This is a genomic window from Chromobacterium haemolyticum, assembly GCF_002081825.1.
Classification (GTDB): domain Bacteria; phylum Pseudomonadota; class Gammaproteobacteria; order Burkholderiales; family Chromobacteriaceae; genus Chromobacterium; species Chromobacterium fluminis.
This window is the reverse complement of record NZ_MUKU01000040.1, coordinates 1-16369: the sequence shown is the minus strand read 5'-3', so window position 1 is coordinate 16369 and position 16369 is coordinate 1. Positions and strand designations below refer to the sequence as shown.

The 16369-nt window shown below is 64.1% G+C and carries 15 protein-coding genes; 9 read left to right on the top strand and 6 right to left on the bottom strand.

What is annotated here, in order from left to right:
- Positions 1-16: 16 nt before the first annotated feature.
- The 5 genes from B0T39_RS20990 to B0T39_RS20970 are packed head-to-tail and all read right to left on the bottom strand — an operon-like array spanning position 17 to position 3983.
- Complete coding sequence (locus B0T39_RS20990) at positions 17-433, bottom strand: RidA family protein (protein ID WP_081550110.1); 417 nt, start codon at positions 431-433, stop codon at positions 17-19.
- The gene (locus B0T39_RS20985) at positions 430-1209 is read right to left on the bottom strand and encodes a 2-keto-4-pentenoate hydratase (RefSeq protein ID WP_081550108.1); all 780 of its coding nucleotides are present in this window, start codon (positions 1207-1209) and stop codon (positions 430-432) included. Before B0T39_RS20985 ends, B0T39_RS20990 begins: the two co-directional genes overlap by 4 nt.
- Entirely contained in the window at positions 1206-2225 is a 1020-nt protein-coding gene (gene dmpG, locus B0T39_RS20980) for a 4-hydroxy-2-oxovalerate aldolase (RefSeq protein WP_081550106.1), read from the bottom strand. Before dmpG ends, B0T39_RS20985 begins: the two co-directional genes overlap by 4 nt.
- A 10-nt stretch (positions 2226-2235) precedes the next feature.
- Positions 2236-3174: an acetaldehyde dehydrogenase (acetylating) gene (locus B0T39_RS20975; protein WP_081550104.1), complete on the bottom strand. Its 939-nt coding sequence runs from the start codon at positions 3172-3174 to the stop codon at positions 2236-2238.
- On the bottom strand, positions 3171-3983 hold the full coding sequence (locus tag B0T39_RS20970; RefSeq protein WP_081550102.1) for a 2-keto-4-pentenoate hydratase: 813 nt from the start codon (positions 3981-3983) through the stop codon (positions 3171-3173). Before B0T39_RS20970 ends, B0T39_RS20975 begins: the two co-directional genes overlap by 4 nt.
- A 172-nt stretch (positions 3984-4155) precedes the next feature.
- On the opposite strand from B0T39_RS20970, the gene B0T39_RS20965 reads away from it, so the two are divergent.
- Both B0T39_RS20965 and B0T39_RS20960 read left to right on the top strand, forming a co-directional pair.
- Positions 4156-5133: a LysR substrate-binding domain-containing protein gene (locus B0T39_RS20965; protein ID WP_081550100.1), complete on the top strand. Its 978-nt coding sequence runs from the start codon at positions 4156-4158 to the stop codon at positions 5131-5133.
- Positions 5134-5401: 268 nt separating this feature from the next.
- The gene (locus B0T39_RS20960; protein ID WP_081550098.1) at positions 5402-6865 is read left to right on the top strand and encodes a 2-hydroxymuconic semialdehyde dehydrogenase; all 1464 of its coding nucleotides are present in this window, start codon (positions 5402-5404) and stop codon (positions 6863-6865) included.
- 18 nt (positions 6866-6883) lie between these two features.
- Here the strand turns inward: B0T39_RS20960 and B0T39_RS20955 are convergent, their stop codons facing one another.
- A complete protein-coding gene (locus B0T39_RS20955) occupies positions 6884-7354 on the bottom strand; it encodes a hypothetical protein (RefSeq protein WP_141111334.1) in 471 nt (156 codons plus the stop codon).
- Positions 7355-7955: 601 nt separating this feature from the next.
- Here B0T39_RS20955 and wecB point away from each other — a divergent pair.
- The 7 genes from wecB (at position 7956) to B0T39_RS20920 (ending at position 16231) form a co-directional block, all read left to right on the top strand.
- Positions 7956-9140, top strand: coding sequence for a non-hydrolyzing UDP-N-acetylglucosamine 2-epimerase (gene wecB, locus B0T39_RS20950; protein WP_081550094.1), 1185 nt, complete (start codon positions 7956-7958; stop codon positions 9138-9140).
- The gene (locus B0T39_RS20945) at positions 9140-10744 is read left to right on the top strand and encodes a glycosyltransferase family 2 protein (RefSeq protein WP_081550092.1); all 1605 of its coding nucleotides are present in this window, start codon (positions 9140-9142) and stop codon (positions 10742-10744) included. Before wecB ends, B0T39_RS20945 begins: the two co-directional genes overlap by 1 nt.
- On the top strand, positions 10741-11754 hold the full coding sequence (locus B0T39_RS20940) for a hypothetical protein (protein ID WP_081550090.1): 1014 nt from the start codon (positions 10741-10743) through the stop codon (positions 11752-11754). The genes B0T39_RS20945 and B0T39_RS20940 overlap by 4 nt, the downstream gene beginning before the upstream one ends.
- On the top strand, positions 11751-12716 hold the full coding sequence (locus tag B0T39_RS20935) for a hypothetical protein (protein WP_081550088.1): 966 nt from the start codon (positions 11751-11753) through the stop codon (positions 12714-12716). Before B0T39_RS20940 ends, B0T39_RS20935 begins: the two co-directional genes overlap by 4 nt.
- Positions 12713-14590, top strand: coding sequence for a polysaccharide deacetylase family protein (locus B0T39_RS20930; RefSeq protein WP_081550086.1), 1878 nt, complete (start codon positions 12713-12715; stop codon positions 14588-14590). The genes B0T39_RS20935 and B0T39_RS20930 overlap by 4 nt, the downstream gene beginning before the upstream one ends.
- A gap of 61 nt (positions 14591-14651) precedes the next feature.
- Positions 14652-15449, top strand: coding sequence for a YaiO family outer membrane beta-barrel protein (locus B0T39_RS20925; protein WP_176219621.1), 798 nt, complete (start codon positions 14652-14654; stop codon positions 15447-15449).
- Entirely contained in the window at positions 15446-16231 is a 786-nt protein-coding gene (locus B0T39_RS20920) for a hypothetical protein (RefSeq protein ID WP_081550083.1), read from the top strand. Before B0T39_RS20925 ends, B0T39_RS20920 begins: the two co-directional genes overlap by 4 nt.
- Positions 16232-16369 lie beyond the last annotated feature (138 nt).

Genomic DNA, 16369 nt, shown 5'->3' with positions numbered 1-16369 from the left:
TTGTGGTCAACGCCGTCTAAAGTGGTTTGTAGGCGATCGCCTTGATTTCAACGCGCAAATGCGGATGCGGCAGCTGATGCACCGCCACCGTGGTCCGCGTCGGCCCTTCCTCGTCGAAGTACTCGGCGTAAACCTGGTTGTATGCGGCGAAATCGTTCATATCCACCAGGTAGGCACTGATTTCAACCACATCGGCCAGCCCGGCGCCGGCCGTGGCCAAGATGTCGCGGATATTCTCGATCACCGCCCGGGTTTGCAAGGCGATGTCCAGGCGCGTCGCGCCCATGGCGTCGGCTTCGGCGCCGGCTATGCTGTTGTCCGGCCGTCGCGAGCTGGTTCCGGAAACAAAGAGGAAGTCCCCGGCCCGCTTCAGATGCGGAAAGCGGCCGCGCGGCGCGGCCTTGCCGCTGACGATGGTGGCTTGGGTGCTCATGCGGCGCTCCCGCTGGTTTCAAACTCGCAGCGGCCCAGGCCGGCGATCTCCACGCCGACGTGCAGGCCGGCGCGCAGCGGCTCTGCCGCGGTGGCGGCGCCGGCCAGCAGCAAGGAACCGGCCGGCAGCGTGCGTCCTTCCGCATGCAGCAGCGCGGACACTTCCATCAGCGCGCGCAGCGGCTGGCCCAGGATGGCGGCGCTGCTGCCCAGTTGCGCCGGCCGGCCGTTGAAGCGCAGCGTCACGCCCAGATTGTCCAGCGGCGTGTCCGGCGGGCTCAGCGGGCCGACGACGAAATGGGACGAAGAACAGTTGTCCGCCACCACGTCCTCCAGGCTGAAACGAAAGTCGCGGTAGCGCGAATCGATGATCTCCAGCGCCGGCGCCACGCCGGCCAGCGCAAGACCGGCCTCGGCCAGGGACAGCGGCCGCGAGATATCCCGCGCGGTGATGAAGGCGATTTCCGGTTCCACTCGCGGATGGATCAGGCGGGCCAGGTTCAGCTCGCCGCCGTCCGCCAACTGCATCGCGTCGGTCAGTTCGCCCCAGATCAGCGCGTCCACGCCCATTTGCACGCGCTTGGCCCGACTGGTAAAGCCCAGTTTCAGTCCCAGCACGCGTTCGCCGCGATGCTGACGCAGCGCGATGCCGGCCTGCTGGATGCGGTAGGCCTGTGCCAGATCGAAGGCTTGCCGCGCGCTCAGTTGATCAAGGGCTTCGCCGGTTTGGGTCGCGATGTCCAGTTCGCGGGCGCAGGTTTGAACAAAATCCGTCATGCCGCGCCTCCTTTGGCCTTGAGCAAGTCCAGCGCCACGTCGACTATCATGTCCTCCTGGCCGCCCACCATGCGGCGGCGTCCCACTTCCAGCAGGATGTCCAGGGTTTTCAAGCCATACTGCCGCGCCGCCGTTTCCGCATGACGCAGGAAACTGGAATAGACGCCGGCGTAGCCCAGCGCCAGCGTTTCGCGGTCCACCCGCACCGGGCGGTCCTGGGTGGGCCGCACCAAGTCGTCGGCGGCGTCCATCAGCCGGATCAGGTCGCAGCCGTGATTCCATCCCAGCCGCTCGGCGGCGGCGATGAACACTTCCAGCGGCGCGTTGCCGGCGCCGGCGCCCTGGCCGGCCAGCGAGGCGTCGACGCGGCGACAGCCTTCTTCCACCGCCACGATGCTGTTGGCCACGCCCAGGGACAGATTGTGATGGGCGTGCATGCCGGTTTCCGTTTCCGGCCTCAGCGCGTCGCGCAAGGCGCGGAAACGGTCTCTCACCTCCTGCATCAACAAGGCGCCGCCGGAATCCACCACGTAGACGCAGTGAGCGCCGTAGCTTTCCATCAGCTTGGCTTGCTCCGCCAGCCGCTGCGGCGTGCTCATATGCGACATCATCAGGAAACCGACGGCATCCATGCCCAGCTCTCGCGCGTAGCCGATGTGCTGTCTGGCGATGTCGGCCTCGGTGCAGTGGGTGGCGATGCGCGCAATGCGCGCGCCGGCGTCGTAAGCGTTGCGCAGGGCGCGGACGGTGGCGATGCCGGGCAGCAGCAAGGTGGCGATCTTGCTGTTGCGCACCGACTCGGCCGCCGCGGCGATCCACTCCACGTCGCTATGGGCGCCGAAGCCGTAGTTGAAGCTGGAACCCTCCAGCCCGTCGCCGTGCGCCACCTCAATGGAATCCACCCCGGCCGCGTCCAGCGCCGCGGCGATGGCGCGCACCTGGGCCAGCGAATAACGGTGACGAACCGCGTGCGAGCCATCGCGCAGGGTCACGTCGGAAATATACAGTTTGTCCATACCGGGCTCCTCAGGCTTGCAGCAGGCGGGCGGCGACGCGTTCGCCGCAGGCCATCGCCGCTGATGTCATGATGTCCAGATTGCCGGCGTAGGCCGGCAGATAGTGGGCCGCGCCTTCCACCTCGATGAAGACCGACACCTTGAGCCCGCCGCTCTGTGCCAGCTCCGGGTAGGCCGCCAGCGCTTCCGCCGGCACCGCCTCGAACTGCACCTCCTGTTTCAGCCGGTAGCCGGGAACGTAGGCGCTCACCTTGTCCGCCATCGCGGCCACCGAGCGGGCGATGGCGTCCCGGTCCGCTGGCGCGGTCAGGCAAAACACCGTATCCCGCATCATCAGCGGCGGCTCCGCCGGGTTGAGGATGATGATGGCCTTGCCGTGACGCGCGCCGCCGACGCCAACGATGGCCTGAGCGGTGGTTTCGGTGAATTCATCGATATTGGCGCGGGTGCCGGGGCCGGCCGATTGACTGGCGATGGAGGCGACGATTTCGCCGTAGAACACCGGCGTCACCACCGCCACCGCCGCTACGATCGGAATGGTGGCCTGGCCGCCGCAGGTGACCATATTGATGTTGGGCGCGTCCAGGTGCGCGTCCAGATTCACCGCCGGCACCACGTAGGGCCCGATGGCGGCGGGCGTCAGGTCTATCACCCGAACGCCGCGCGGACGCAACAGCCGCTCGTGGCGCGCGTGGGCGCCGGCCGAGGTGGCGTCGAACACCAGGCGGATGTCGGCGGCGCCAGGCATGGCCAGCAGCCCTTCCACGCCCTGGTGGCTAGTGGCCAGGCCCAGGCGGCGCGCGCGGGCCAGGCCGTCGGAATCGGGATCGATGCCTATCATGGCGGCCAGTTCCAGTTGCCGGCCGTGGCGCAAGAGTTTGACCATCAGATCACAACCGATATTGCCGGAACCGATGATGGCGGCTTTAACGCGAGCGGAATGGTTCATGAGGAGGCTCCCTGAAGTGAGGCGAAGCGGGCCGATACTTCGCCCAAGCCCTGGATGCGAGCGGTGAACACGTCGCCGGCCCTCGCCGGCGCCATCGGTCCCAGCGCGCCGGTCAGCACGATGTCGCCTGCCTTGAGCGGCTCGCCGCGCCGCGCCATCGTGTCCGCCAGCCACAGCGCGGCCAGCAGCGGGTTGCCCAGACAAGCCGCGCCGACGCCCACCGAAACCGGCTCGCCGCGCAACTCCATCGTCATACCGCAGCCGAGCAGATCGACGTCGGCCAACCGCCGAGGCCGGTTGCCCAGCACAAACAGGCCGCTGGACGCGTTGTCGGCGATAGTGTCGCTGATGCGGATATCCCAGCCGGCGATGCGGCTGTCCACAATCTCCAGCGCCGGCAATACCGCGTCCACCGCGCGGAACAGATCGGCCAGCGTGTGCTTGTCGTGGTCCAGATCGCGCCCCAGCAGCAGCGCCACTTCCGCCTCTATCTTGGGCTGCAGCAGCCGCCGGCTGTCTATCTCCTCGCCGTCGCACACCGCCATGTCGGCGAACAGGCGGCCGAAATCCGGCTGCGCCACGCCCAACTGCCGCTGCACCGCGGCCGAGGTCAGGCCGATCTTGCTGCCCACCAGCCGCCGGCCTTGGGCCTGGGCATGGCGGACGTTCAGCGTTTGCACCTGGTAGGCGGCGTCGACGTCTCTCTCGCCGAGCAGGCCGCGCACCGGCGCGCAGGGCTGGCCGGCGTCGGCGGCGCGGCGCAGCTGCTCGGCGGCGGCTTGCAGTGCGGATGGTGAAACTGGGCTCAAGGCGTTCTCCTTAATCAAGCGCTCCGGCGCGGACTAAACCGGCCGTATCAGTGGGACGCGTCCAGTCTATGGAGCGCGACGATAAGGAGAAAATGAATATCCGGGCTTCTGCTATTCCCTAAAGTTATGCCATAGTCTTCTGCCGCGCCGTCCCAACCTCACAGGAGCGACGATGGATCCTCTGACGCCTTTTTCCGTTCACGATATGGTGTTGAACCGGCTCAAGCTGCGGCCGCTCTTGGTGTTCGACCGGGTGCTGCGCTGCCAGTCCATCGCCCGCGCCGCGCGCGAGCTGCACCTGACCCAGCCGGCGGTGACCAAGGCCATACGCGAGCTGGAGCAGCAGCTGGACACCGTGCTGTTCCTGCGCGGCAACCGCGGCGTGACGCCCACCGAATATGGGCTGCTGCTGGGCGAGCGCGTCAAGTCGGTGATCGCCGAGCTGCGCTATCTGACCGACGAGATCAACGCCTTCAAGGGCGGCATTTGCGGCCATGTCATCATCGGCACCCAGATCTCCGCCAGCGCCAGCCTGCTGCCGCAGGCCATACTGCGGCTGAAGGCCCATGCGCCCAAGCTGCTGGTCACCGTGCGCGAGGGACCGCAGGATTATCTGTTCCCGGCGCTGGCCGCCGGCGAACTGGATCTGGTGGTGGGCCGCCTGCCGGACCCGGAAGCGCCGCTCACCCGCAAACTGCCCTTGCGCCACCAACCGCTCTATCTGAACCGGCTGTGCATCGTGGCCGGCGGCCACCACCCGCTTTTGACCGCGCCGCCCTCCAGCCTGGCCGAACTGCGCGACTGGCCGTGGATTCTGCCGCCGCCGGATTCGCCGGCCCGCCTGGTGGCCGAGCAGTTCTTCCACGACGCCGGCCTCCCGCTGCCGGACAATCTGCTGGAATCGCTGTCCCTGCTGACCAATGTCAATCTGCTGGTGGATTCGGACTGCCTGGGCCTGATGCCGCGGCTGGCGGCGCGCCGCTTCGCCGCCGCCAAGCTGCTGGCGGTGCTGCCGCTGGACGAGGTGGGGCCGCCCACCGCCGTCGGCTACTCGGTGCGCGCCGACAAGCCGCTGACGCCGGCTGCCCGGCAGATGATAGACAGTCTGAAACTGGCCGCCGCCGCTCTGGACGCGGCGGATCAGGTATAAGCTCGGGGAATAGCAAGACTCGATTTATTCATTTTCGCGCCCAAGGCCGCCTTTCCTACACTCGCCAATATTGCGTCGCCCCTTAAGAACGTGTTTACGATCTCGCGAGCTAAGGCGAGACAAGGCGAAAACGGTTGAGACAGCGGAGTGTACAGACGGTACATGAGCATTTCGAAACCATTTTCAACGCCGTATCGCCGACGCACAGCAGATCGTAAACAGGTTCTAAGACCGCGGCGTCCCCCCCCCGTTGACGAGGATAGAAACCATGAGCCGCCCCGCCCTGCTGCCGCTGTACATCAATGGCCGATTCGAAGAGGAAGGCCAACGCTTCGACAATATCAGCCCGGTGGACGGCCGCCTGCTGAACCAGGCGGTAGAAGCCGACGCCGCTCAGGTGGCTCGCGCCGTCCAGGCCGCCAGCGACGCGATGCAAGGGCCCTGGGGCTGCTACAGCGCGCCGGAACGCGCCGCCTTGCTGCACAAGGTGGCTGACGGCATCCAGGCGCGCTTCGACGACTTCGTCGCCGCCGAGGTGGCGGACACCGGCCGCCCGCTGCATTTGGCCCGCACGCTGGACCTGCCGCGCGCCATCGCCAATTTCAGAACTTTCGCCGACCTCGCTGTCGCTCAGGTAGACGATTGCTGCGAAACCCCGCAAGCCGACGGCAGCCTGCTGTTCAACTACACCGTGCGCAAGCCGCTGGGCGTGGTGGCGGTGATCGCGCCGTGGAATCTGCCGCTGCTACTGCTGACCTGGAAGCTGGGCCCCGCGCTGGCGATGGGCAACACCGTGGTGTGCAAGCCGTCCGAGGAGACCCCGTCGTCGGCCGCCTTGCTGGCCGAAGTCATGGACAATGCCGGCGTCCCCGCCGGCGTGTTCAATCTGGTTCACGGCTTCGGCCCCGGCTCCGCCGGGGAATTCCTGACCCGCGCGCCGCAAATCAGCGCCGTGTCCTTCACCGGCGAATCTCGCACCGGCAGCGCCATCATGAAGGCGGTGGCCGACGACGTGAAAGACATTTCCTTCGAGCTGGGCGGTAAAAACGCCGCCGTGGTGTTCGCCGATGCCGACTTCGACGCGGCGGTGGCCGGCGTGGCCCGCTCGTCCTTCTTCAATACCGGGCAGGTCTGCCTGTGCACCGAGCGGGTCTATGTGGAACGCCCTATCTTCGATCGCTTCGTCGCCGCGCTGAAAGCCCGCGCCGAGGGCCTGAAACTGGGCTATCCGGACGAGGACGGCGTGGACCTGGGCCCGCTGGTGTCGCGCCAGCACCGCGAGAAGGTGCTGTCTTATTTCGCGCTGGCGCGCGAGGAAGGCGCGGTGGTGGTCTCCGGCGGCGAAACGCCGCAGTTCGGCGACGCGCGCGACCAAGGCGCTTATGTGCGCCCGACGATCTGGACCGGCCTGCCTGACCACGCGCGCTGCGTGCGCGAGGAAATCTTCGGCCCGGTCTGCCACATCGCGCCGTTCGACGACGACGAGGAGGTCCTGCGCCGCGTCAACGACAGTCCCTACGGCCTGGCCTGCGCGCTTTGGACCCAGCGGCTGGACCGAGCCCACCGGTTGGCGCGGCGCGTCCAGGTCGGCATCGTCTGGGTCAACGCCTGGTACGCGCGCGATCTGCGCACGCCCTTCGGCGGCAGCAAGCTGTCCGGCCTCGGCCGCGAAGGCGGCCGCCATTCGCTGGATTTCTACTCCGAAATCAGCAATGTCTGCGTCAAGATGTGACGCGGGAAAACGCCGCTCTCATCTAGCCTGCGCGGCGGCCCCCCCGCCAGCCGCCAAATCCCCCTCGTTGAAGCTCATTTCCATCACTTCCCCGGCGGCGTCCCGGCAGCTCACCGCGAAGTCCGGCCGCTCCGGACTCGTACTGCCGGGGTGCAGCCTGACCGACGTCACTTCCATGCAGTCGCGCACCAGCGCCGCTTGACGTCCCACATCCGTCAGCGCCGGCGCCCAAGCGCAAAAGGCGCCGCCGGCGAAAGACTCGGAACCGCACAACTCCCCCGCGGCTTGTTCCGCACCCGGCAGCACTACGCCGGCGACCTCCTTCAGCTCCGCCTCGTTCCTGGCCTCCGCCTGTTGCTGGCTGGGCCAGACCGTGTACGCCAAGCCCGCCGCGCCGGTCAGCAAGACGATGATTACCGCGCCCGCATGCGTCCATTTGAGCCGGGATACGGGCTCCAGCTCCTGCCGCGGCAGTGGTTGCGGATACATTTCCAGATAAGGTGCCTGGCACAGCGGACACGCGTAATGCGGGGTCCTCTGGTCACGCGGAGAATCGCCGCGCAGGTATCCGCATTTTAGGCACTTCTTTTCCATTGGCCCTTCTCCCCAGGTGGAAGTCAGTCACGCTCGCCGGCGCTTTAGGTCTGCTTCCCAAATGATTAACGCTCCCCATGCGTACGTCCTGACATGCTAACAAAGAAATGCCATTGCAGTTTCACATCGCCGTCGCGACTCTTGCACTAGCGCTTTGGCCAGGTGCAATCCAATGGGATTGCTTGCCGGCGCGCACTCACCTGACCGGGGCTTGCAATGGCGCTCCAGCAGGCTTGTGAATGGCTGCCCAAAGCGCGCTCATATTAAACCGTTTAATTAAAACAAATATTTAACTTTATTTCTTATGGGGGGTGTGCTACTTTAGTTTAAACAATGTGAATCAGTAGTTTTAACAAAACAAACAAAATTAAGCTTCGCTAAGTGCTTGTGAATAGCTGCGATAGATATGATATGTCTACCGTACTATAGTGATTTTAACAAAACAAACAAAACCAAGCCCTGCTGTGTGCTCGTGAATCGCTGTGATGGAGATAATATGTTTACCGTACTAACAATCTTTGGCACCCGTCCGGAAGCCATCAAGATGGTGCCTGTCATCCACGCGCTGCAAGACTGCCCGGGCGTGGCGTCCAAGGTATGCGTGACCGGCCAACATCGCGAGATGTTGGATCAGGTATTGGACTTTTTCGGGATCCGACCGGATTTCGACCTGAAACTGATGCAACAGGCGCAGGGCTTGGCGTCTTTGACCGCAAGGCTGGTGGACGCTGTAGACAAAGTCCTGGAGGAGGTCCAGCCCGACGTCGTGCTGGTTCACGGCGACACCGCCACCACGCTTGGCGCCAGCCTGGCCGCGTTTTACCGCCGGATTCCGATTGGACATGTTGAAGCGGGCTTGCGGACCGGAGACCTGTCTTCGCCTTGGCCGGAGGAAATGAACCGCCGCGTCACCGGCATTCTGGCATCCTGGCATTTCGCTCCCACGGAGGAGTCCTGCCTCAATCTGCGGAATGAAAAAGTTGATCCAGATCGGGTCTTCATCACCGGCAACACCGTTGTCGACACCTTGCTATTGGCAGTGAAGAAGTTGGAACAACAGCCGGACCTCAAGGCCGGCATCGCCTCCGAGTTTGCCTTCCTGCGGCCGGAGGCGAGAGTGATACTGGTCACCGGCCACCGCCGGGAAAATTTAGGGGAAAGGTTTGAAAGCTTTTGCCGCGCTCTGGTGCGGCTGGCTGAGCGTTACCCTGACGTGGACATCGTCTATCCGGTGCACTTGAACCCCAATGTGCGCAAACCGGTGTATGCGCTGCTGTCCCAGGTGAGCAACATTCATTTGATCGACCCGCAGCAATACCTGCCCTTCGTCTACCTGATGGCCCGCTGCCACCTCATCATCACCGACTCCGGCGGCATACAGGAAGAAGCGCCGGCGCTGGGCAAGCCGGTGCTTGTGACACGAGACACCACGGAAAGGCCGGAGGCGCTTGCGGCCGGCACCGCCAAGCTGGTGGGGACCACAACGGCGCTTATCGTTCAGCACGCCAGCGAACTGCTGGATGATGAAGCGGCTTACCGCAGCATGTCCCAGGCCCACAACCCTTATGGGGACGGTTGCGCCGGCAGGCGCATCGCCGCCATTCTCTCATCCTTGTCGCAGTCGGCAGACAAAGAAAGCCAGGCCGCCGTCGCTCTTCCCGCCCTGCAAGGAGAAGAGTGATGAAGTTGGCGCAAGGCATTCTGCTTTGGCTGAGCTTGCTGGTTTGCTGTTCGCCGGCCTGGTCCGCCAAAGATCAGGCTGAAACCGCCGGCCATCAGACGCGCCGCCACACTGCGGCCGCTTCTGCGGACAGCAAGGCCGCCATGGAGGCCTTGCCCATAGACCCGGACTCGCCCGCCGCCCCTCACCCCTCCATCAGCATCAAGGGCGCTTCGGAAAACGTCGATCTGCGCCATACCCAGCAGTTGATCATGGACCAAATCGAAGAAGCGCGACATCGCACCGTCAGTCAAGAGGATGACCCCTTGCTGATGCGCACAAACGCTCAGCCCTTCATCTGGCCTTTGCGCGCGCTGAGCTTCGTACTGTACGGCGTGGTGCTCTTGGTCGTGGTGTACGCGGCACGGCATATGGCGTTCACCTTGAATCGGCTGTTCGGCCATCAGCGCCACCCCTATCTGGACATTGAAACGGCGCAATGGCCCAAGGTCACGGTTTTCATCGCGGCGCACAATGAAGAGGCCGTGATTGCCGATGCAATGGAGGCACTGCTTGAGTCCGACTATCCGCCGGGACAAATGATCATCATGCCCGTCAACGACCGCTCCACGGACGGCACGCGCGCCATCATAGACCGTATCGCGGCGCGCAGACCGGACGCGATCAGGCCGTTTCACCGCACCCAGGGCAAGCCCGGCAAAGCCGCGGCGCTGAAGGATGCGACGGCCTTAATCGACACCGAGCTGTTCATTGTCTTCGACGCCGACTACCTGCCAAGCCGCGGCCTGCTCAAACAATTGATCGCGCCGTTCTTCGATCCGGAAGTGGGCGCCGTGATGGGCCGCGTGGTGCCCTTGAACCCGGGCGCCAACCTGTTGACCCGCATGCTGGACATGGAACGCGCGGGCGGTTACCAAGTGGACCAGCAGGCCAGGATGAATATGAAGCTGGTGCCGCAGTACGGCGGCACGGTCGGCGGCATCCGCGTCGCCGCGCTCAACAGCGTCGGCGGCTGGCACGACGACGTACTGGCGGAAGACACCGATTTGACTTACCGCTTGCTAATCGGCGGCTGGCTCACGGTCTACACCAACCGCTCCGAGTGCTACGAGGAGGTGCCGGAGAGCTGGCCGGTTCGCATCCGGCAATTGATGCGCTGGACGCGCGGCCATAATCAGGCGCTGGCGCGGCATGTCGGCCGGCTGCTGAGCACCCGAGGTGTGCCGCGGCGGGAAAAACTGGACGGGCTCCTGCTGTTGGGCACTTACGCCATGTCCCCGCTGCTGCTGCTCGGCTGGGCCATCACCTTGGTGCTGTTCTTTTTCGACAGCATGCTGCCATCCCCCGGCCTCCTGCTGATCCTGGCCCTGGTCTGCTACAGCGCGATGGGCAATTTCGCTGCCTTTTTCGAGATCGGCGCCGCCTGCTATCTGGACGGCAACGGCAAGAGACTGCGTATTTTGCCTTTCGCCATTCTTGGCTTTTTGGTCAGTCTGGTCACCATTTCCCGAGCCACGCTGCAGCAGTCGCTGGTCGAGCCCTTCAAGAAAAACAGAACGCTGCATTGGGATAAAACCAAGCGGTATCGGAGACAGCCGGGATGATGGCCATACTTTACGTGCTTGGCGTGGCGCCGCTGATCGCGCTGCCGCTCTTGCCCGGTCTGTTGGAGTTGCTGCGCAAGACCGACGCCTCCGCGCTGGGCATCAACCGGCTGCACACCGGCACCGCCGATGTCTTCGCCCGCAACTACCGGCAACGGCTGGAAACGCTGGACTTGGGCGAGCGGCGGCAAGACTGGAACGCTCGCCTGGACGCCATCGGCCCGGAAAACCGCCCGGTCGTGGACGAGGAGGTCTTGGCCGCGGGCGAGTTGCGCATTCCGGCGCGCTTCAGTTTCCTGAAAGAAATCCATTGCGACGACAACGTCGTCACCGGCCCGGGCGTGATCCTGCGCAGCGTCTTGGCCGACGGCGATCTGAACCTGGGGCGGAGCAGTTCGATTCTACGTTGGGCCGGCGCCCGGAACATCCGCATCGCGCCGGACAGCTTGTTGTTCGGGCGCACCGTGGCCGAGGACACGCTGGACATTTCGGGGCCTGTCCGCTTCCAACGCGTTCAAGCGGCAACCATCCGCATGGGCGAACCTTCGCGCCAGCCTCCCCCGGCTAAGCTGTTGCGGGAGGTGAATATCGAAAACTTGAAAACCCCCCACCCCTTTAACGCGGAAATGCGCCGCACGGTAATCGACGGCGATTTCCTGTTGCCGGAAAACAGTTTGCTGCGCGGACACTTGGTGGTGCGCGGCGGCTTGAGCATCGGCCCCGGCTGCCGGATCGAGGGCAGCGTCAAAGCTAGCGGACCGGTTCGCTTGGCCAGCGGGGTGGTCGTGGACGGCGCCGTCGTTTCCGATCACTCCATCGTCTGCCGGGAGAACTGTCTCTTGCTGGGCCCTGTTGTCGCGGACCGGCTCGTCGTCATCGGCGCCCATTCGGTATTGGGCGCGCCGGATTCGCCCAATACCGTCTCCTCGCGCTTGGTGCTGCTAACACCGCCCCTGATCGCGCACGGCACCATCTGGGCCCGCGTCCGCGGCAAGGTGCGCGGCCGATGAAGCATCTCTATTTACTGCTGGCCTTGTGTTGCGGAACAAGCCAGGCCGCGGACGGCGCGTTCAAGCTGCCTGACTACCAGAACGAGGACGGCGCCATTCTGCTGCAAGCGCATGGACGGCATGTCGACCCCTATTTCGCGATGAAAGCCTTGCTGACGGCCGAGGAGCTGGGCTTATCCATCGCTCCGGCCACGGACGCTTGGGTGGCGTGGCTGGCACCCAGGCAGGAACGCAACGGCAGCTTTCCCCGCTTCGAGCGCCAGACGGATGGTGTCTGGCGCCGAACGGCCGACGCCGACGCCGACGACTCCACGCTGGCCATGTGGATTTCCCTGCTGAGCCGGCGGTATGGGCAACAGGACATGCCCCCGCCGCTTCAGGCATCGCTGGCGCGCGCCAGGCGGGCATTGTGGCGGCTGAGGCAAACCCGCAGCGGCATTTATGACTATGCCGCGGGCGTCAAGCTGGGCTACTTGATGGACAACGTCGAAGTTTACGCCGCGCTGCGCGACGACTGCGCCAGAACAGGCGCCAGTTGCCGGAGGATGCGGCAGTTAGCCGTGGCGCTTCCCAAAGCGTTTTGGGAGACGAAAACCCGACGCTGGCGCGTCGCCAGCCGCGACCTTCCCCCTGTCGCCTTCTACCCGGAAGCCGCCGCGCAACTGTTCCCCAAAATGGAGGGCATGCCGGCAATGCCGGGGCAAGCCTCCTTCGACACCTGGCTGCAGGGCGAAGGCCGGCCCTGGCTTGCTCAGGACAAGGCGCAGCTGGACTTTCCCTGGGGCGTGCTGGCCCTGGCCGCGTTAAGAGACGGCCGGGAGGACGCCGCGCGTGCCTGGTTGCAGAAGGCCGCTCCCGCGCGCGGAACACCGCGCTGGAATGTGCTGGAGGAAGCGGTTTTTCAAGGATTGGAGCACCGCCTGGCCACAACGGCGGAGCAAGAGCAAAGGCTAGAAGAATGAATAAGATTCGATCATGTCCCCGCTGGGTGTTCATCATCCTGCTGCTGGGACTCCTACTGGCGGCAAGCGCGATCTGGCACAGCTGGCGCGCAAGGCAAACGCCGCCGCCCCAGGCCTTCATCGCCTTGCTGCTGCCGGACAAACCGGCCAGCAGCAAATACGCGCTGGCGTGGCAAGACGCCGCCAGCGAAGGCGGCGTGGCGATGATGCAGATCACCGCCAGCCAACTGGTGGGCATGGAACCGGAACAACGCGCCCGCCTCCGCGGCATCATCTTGCCGGACACCATACACCGCTACGTCGACGCGGCGCTGACCGGGGTGCTGGAGGAGTATGTGCAGGCCGGCGGCGCTTTATGGATCAATTACGACGCCGCCAGCGAAAACGCCGGCGGCCGCTTTTTGGACAAGCCGGCGCTATCACGCCTGGTGGGCGTGGATTATCTGCTGTACCGGGAATTGGGCAAGCAGATGGTGCGCAAGGATTTGATGCTGATGCCGCCGTCCGCCGTCGCCGAACTCGGCATCACGCCCGGCCGCTTCCAGCCCTATCCGGACGGCAAGTCCCTCATGCTGCAAGCCTCGACCTACGGCTACGACCAGGCGGCTTTCAGCTACTTGGCTACCCGCGGCCGCTTCCCGGGGCGCGTGTTGGCCGAAGGGCCGGACGGCACCTTGATTGCCGGCGTGCGCGACTATGGCCGCGGCAAGGTCTTGTTCGTCAACCTGCCGATCACTTTTCTCAAAATACGCACCGACGGCTTGTGGCTGCACTCCTATCTAAACTTCTTCAACAGCCAAGTTCTGCATCTGCCCCAGTTGGCTTCCGTACCGGACGGCGTCGGCGGCCTGGTAATGAACTGGCACGTCGACGACGCCAACGCCATCCCCTATCTGGACCTGCTCAAAAAACTGGGTTTTCTCGAGCAAGGCCCTTATTCCGTCCATTTCACCACCGGGCCGGACACCAATCAGCCCGGCGACCACCGAGGCATGGACCTTGCCCACAACCCGCGGGCTCAGGACTGGGTTCGTCGCTTGAGCGAGCGGGGTTACGAAATCGGCGCACACGGCGGCTGGGCGCACAACTACTTCGCCTTCAACATCAATGAGCATAACGGCAAACGATGGGAGCCCTATCTCGCCAATAACAAGCAAGACCTTGAAAAACTCACCCAACAACCGCTCACCGAGTATTCCGCGCCCAACGGCCACCATCCGGACTGGGTAACCGCCTGGCTGCGCCAACACGGCGTACTGGCTTATTACTACGTGGGCGACCTGTCCATGGGGCCCACCCGAGCCTATATCGACCCCGCCAACATGCATGGTCGACCCTGGGCTTTCCCGGTATCGGCCAACGGCGGCATCGCCTCCTTCGAAGAAGCCGTGCGCAATAAATTGCCTAGCGCTCAGATGACGCTTTGGCTGCAGGACATGACGCGCTTCGCGGTACAACAACGAGTGGCGCGCCTAGTCTATTTCCACCCTCCGGGCGTTTATTTCTATCAACAGACCGTCCGCCAATGGCTGGCCCAAACCCGGACCTTGGGCAAACAAGGGGTGTTTCATTGGTACACGATGACGGACCTGTCGCGTTTCCTGTCCCAACGAGAACTGACCCAGTGGCAAGCCGCGCCGGCGGAAGGCCGGGACGCCTCCTGGATCAGCGTCAGCGCGCACAACCCAAAAACCTTGGCGCGGCAAAGCTGGCTGCTGCCCAAAACCCCAACGCCGCCCGTGCTGCGGTCCGGCCAGGCCGATATCGAAGCGCTGCCGGACGCTTGGAGAGTCACCGCCCGATCCGGGCAGGACCTTAGATTTGAATACGTGCAAACAGCGAGCAACACTTTGGAGAGCAGCCATGCTCAGTAAACGATTAGCGCAAATCTGCCTTTTGGCCCTGTCTCTTGCCGGGCATGCCCGCGCCGACGAAATGGCGGCCCCTGATACGCCGGAAACGGCGTCCGCTCTCGCGGATACCGAGGTCGAGGCCCCGCCATCGGCGCCGGAGCCGTATTCATGGGCACGCAGCATCGAGATCGGCGCACAGCACTCCCGCCTCACAGGGGACAACCCTGCCTGGGATGGCGTCTATCTGTCCGGCGTCTGGCAGACCGACGCCGGCAACGTCTTCGACTGGACCGCAGAGCAGGACAGCCGTTTCGGCGAACGGGGCATGGCCTTGAACGGCGGCTGGAACCACGACATCAACCCGGACTGGTACGGCAGGCTGGAGTTGGGACGCAGCAGCGGCGGCACCTTCTGGCCAGGCACCCACTACGGCGCGGCTCTCAACCGCAAATGGCTGCCCAACCGCAACCTGGTCACCACCTTCGGCTTGGCCTACAACGACAATCGCCAGGGCTATAGCGACCGCATTCTGACCTTGGGCATGGCCTATTACTTCGACGCGCCCTGGGTGGTGGAAGGCGGCGTGCACCGCACCTTGAGCAACCCCGGCAGCGTAAGCTCCATGCAAGGTTACGGCGCGGTGACTTATGGGCGCGACCGCTGGCGCCTGATCACCCTGGCGGTCAACGCCGGCGGCGAGGGTTATATGCCCATCGGGGTCGACCAGCCCAAGCAAAGCTTCGACAGTCAGCTCTATCAACTGAGCTGGAGGGAGTGGATAGGCAAGCATTGGGGCATCCATGCCGCCGTTGAACGCTATCACAGCCCCTATTACGATCGCTCCGGCATCACCACCGCCGTGTTCTGGAATCTGCCATGAGCCTTCAAGAACGTCTAAAACACTTCAAGGCGCTGCGCCACACCGGCCATGGGGGCGAACTCATCTCCCTGCACCGGGCCATGCGCACCGAATCCTTCCAACGTCTTCGCTGGCTGGAGATCATCGGCATCCCGCTGCTGTTCAACCTGTTGCTACTCGCTTTCCTGCCGCAAACGCTCGCACTATGGCGGCTCGTCACGCAATGGAGCATAGAGGTAACCGGCGTACCGGCCCAGCTTTCCAGCCTGGAGATACTAAACGGGCAAATACCGGGTTTATGGCTGCCTTGGCTGGACCTGCCGGCCTCGGTGCCCTCGTTCTGGCAATGGTGGGGCAACGGCCTCATCGGCCTGCTGCTGCTGTTGCTGTCGTTTTTGATCAGCCCGGAAAACATGCCGGTGCGCTACCTGTTGCGCTTGTTCGTCATCATCCAGGGCTGTTCCTGCGTGTACTTCGCGCTATTGCCGGCAGCCTTCAACCATTCTCTTCCCGAATATCACAGCTCCTGTCTGACCTTTGTGCTGACCTTGCTGTTTTTGATGCCCTGGGTGCACGCGCTGACCTTTCACGTGCTGGAAAAGCCGATCTGGCACAAGCTTGCCCTCACTGGGGTCTCCCTGGCCTACCTGCTGCTGGAGGCTCCGCTGCATTATTTCGCCGCCGCTCTGGTGCTGCACTATGGTTCTCTGCTGTTCATGCCCTTGCTCTTCATACTGGGCAGCCTGATGATGGAGGTCATGATGATGATTGCGCTATACGCTTGGGCGATGAGTTGGGAGTAAGGGCGGCGAATTGATCTTCCCCCTCCAGCCATACCAGCGATAAGGAGAGAAGTCCTAGGTTTGCATGGTAGTGGTACTGCTTGATAGTTCGGTGGTCCGCTGCTGGCGATAGCGTGCCGCAAACACTGCTGGTGGTAT

Bases quoted from the DNA above. Each gene is read 5' to 3' on its own strand.
- B0T39_RS20925 (WP_176219621.1), top strand. From the start codon at position 14,652: ATGGCGGCCCCTGATACGCCGGAAACGGCGTCCGCTCTCGCGGATACC.
- B0T39_RS20945 (WP_081550092.1), top strand. From the start codon at position 9,140: ATGAAGTTGGCGCAAGGCATTCTGCTTTGGCTGAGCTTGCTGGTTTGC.
- B0T39_RS20965 (WP_081550100.1), top strand. From the start codon at position 4,156: ATGGATCCTCTGACGCCTTTTTCCGTTCACGATATGGTGTTGAACCGG.
- wecB (WP_081550094.1), top strand. From the start codon at position 7,956: ATGTTTACCGTACTAACAATCTTTGGCACCCGTCCGGAAGCCATCAAG.
- dmpG (WP_081550106.1), bottom strand. From the start codon at position 2,225: ATGGACAAACTGTATATTTCCGACGTGACCCTGCGCGATGGCTCGCAC.
- B0T39_RS20975 (WP_081550104.1), bottom strand. From the start codon at position 3,174: ATGAACCATTCCGCTCGCGTTAAAGCCGCCATCATCGGTTCCGGCAAT.
- B0T39_RS20920 (WP_081550083.1), top strand. From the start codon at position 15,446: ATGAGCCTTCAAGAACGTCTAAAACACTTCAAGGCGCTGCGCCACACC.
- B0T39_RS20930 (WP_081550086.1), top strand. From the start codon at position 12,713: ATGAATAAGATTCGATCATGTCCCCGCTGGGTGTTCATCATCCTGCTG.
- B0T39_RS20985 (WP_081550108.1), bottom strand. From the start codon at position 1,209: ATGACGGATTTTGTTCAAACCTGCGCCCGCGAACTGGACATCGCGACC.
- B0T39_RS20940 (WP_081550090.1), top strand. From the start codon at position 10,741: ATGATGGCCATACTTTACGTGCTTGGCGTGGCGCCGCTGATCGCGCTG.
- B0T39_RS20990 (WP_081550110.1), bottom strand. From the start codon at position 433: ATGAGCACCCAAGCCACCATCGTCAGCGGCAAGGCCGCGCCGCGCGGC.
- B0T39_RS20955 (WP_141111334.1), bottom strand. From the start codon at position 7,354: ATGTATCCGCAACCACTGCCGCGGCAGGAGCTGGAGCCCGTATCCCGG.
- B0T39_RS20935 (WP_081550088.1), top strand. From the start codon at position 11,751: ATGAAGCATCTCTATTTACTGCTGGCCTTGTGTTGCGGAACAAGCCAG.
- B0T39_RS20960 (WP_081550098.1), top strand. From the start codon at position 5,402: ATGAGCCGCCCCGCCCTGCTGCCGCTGTACATCAATGGCCGATTCGAA.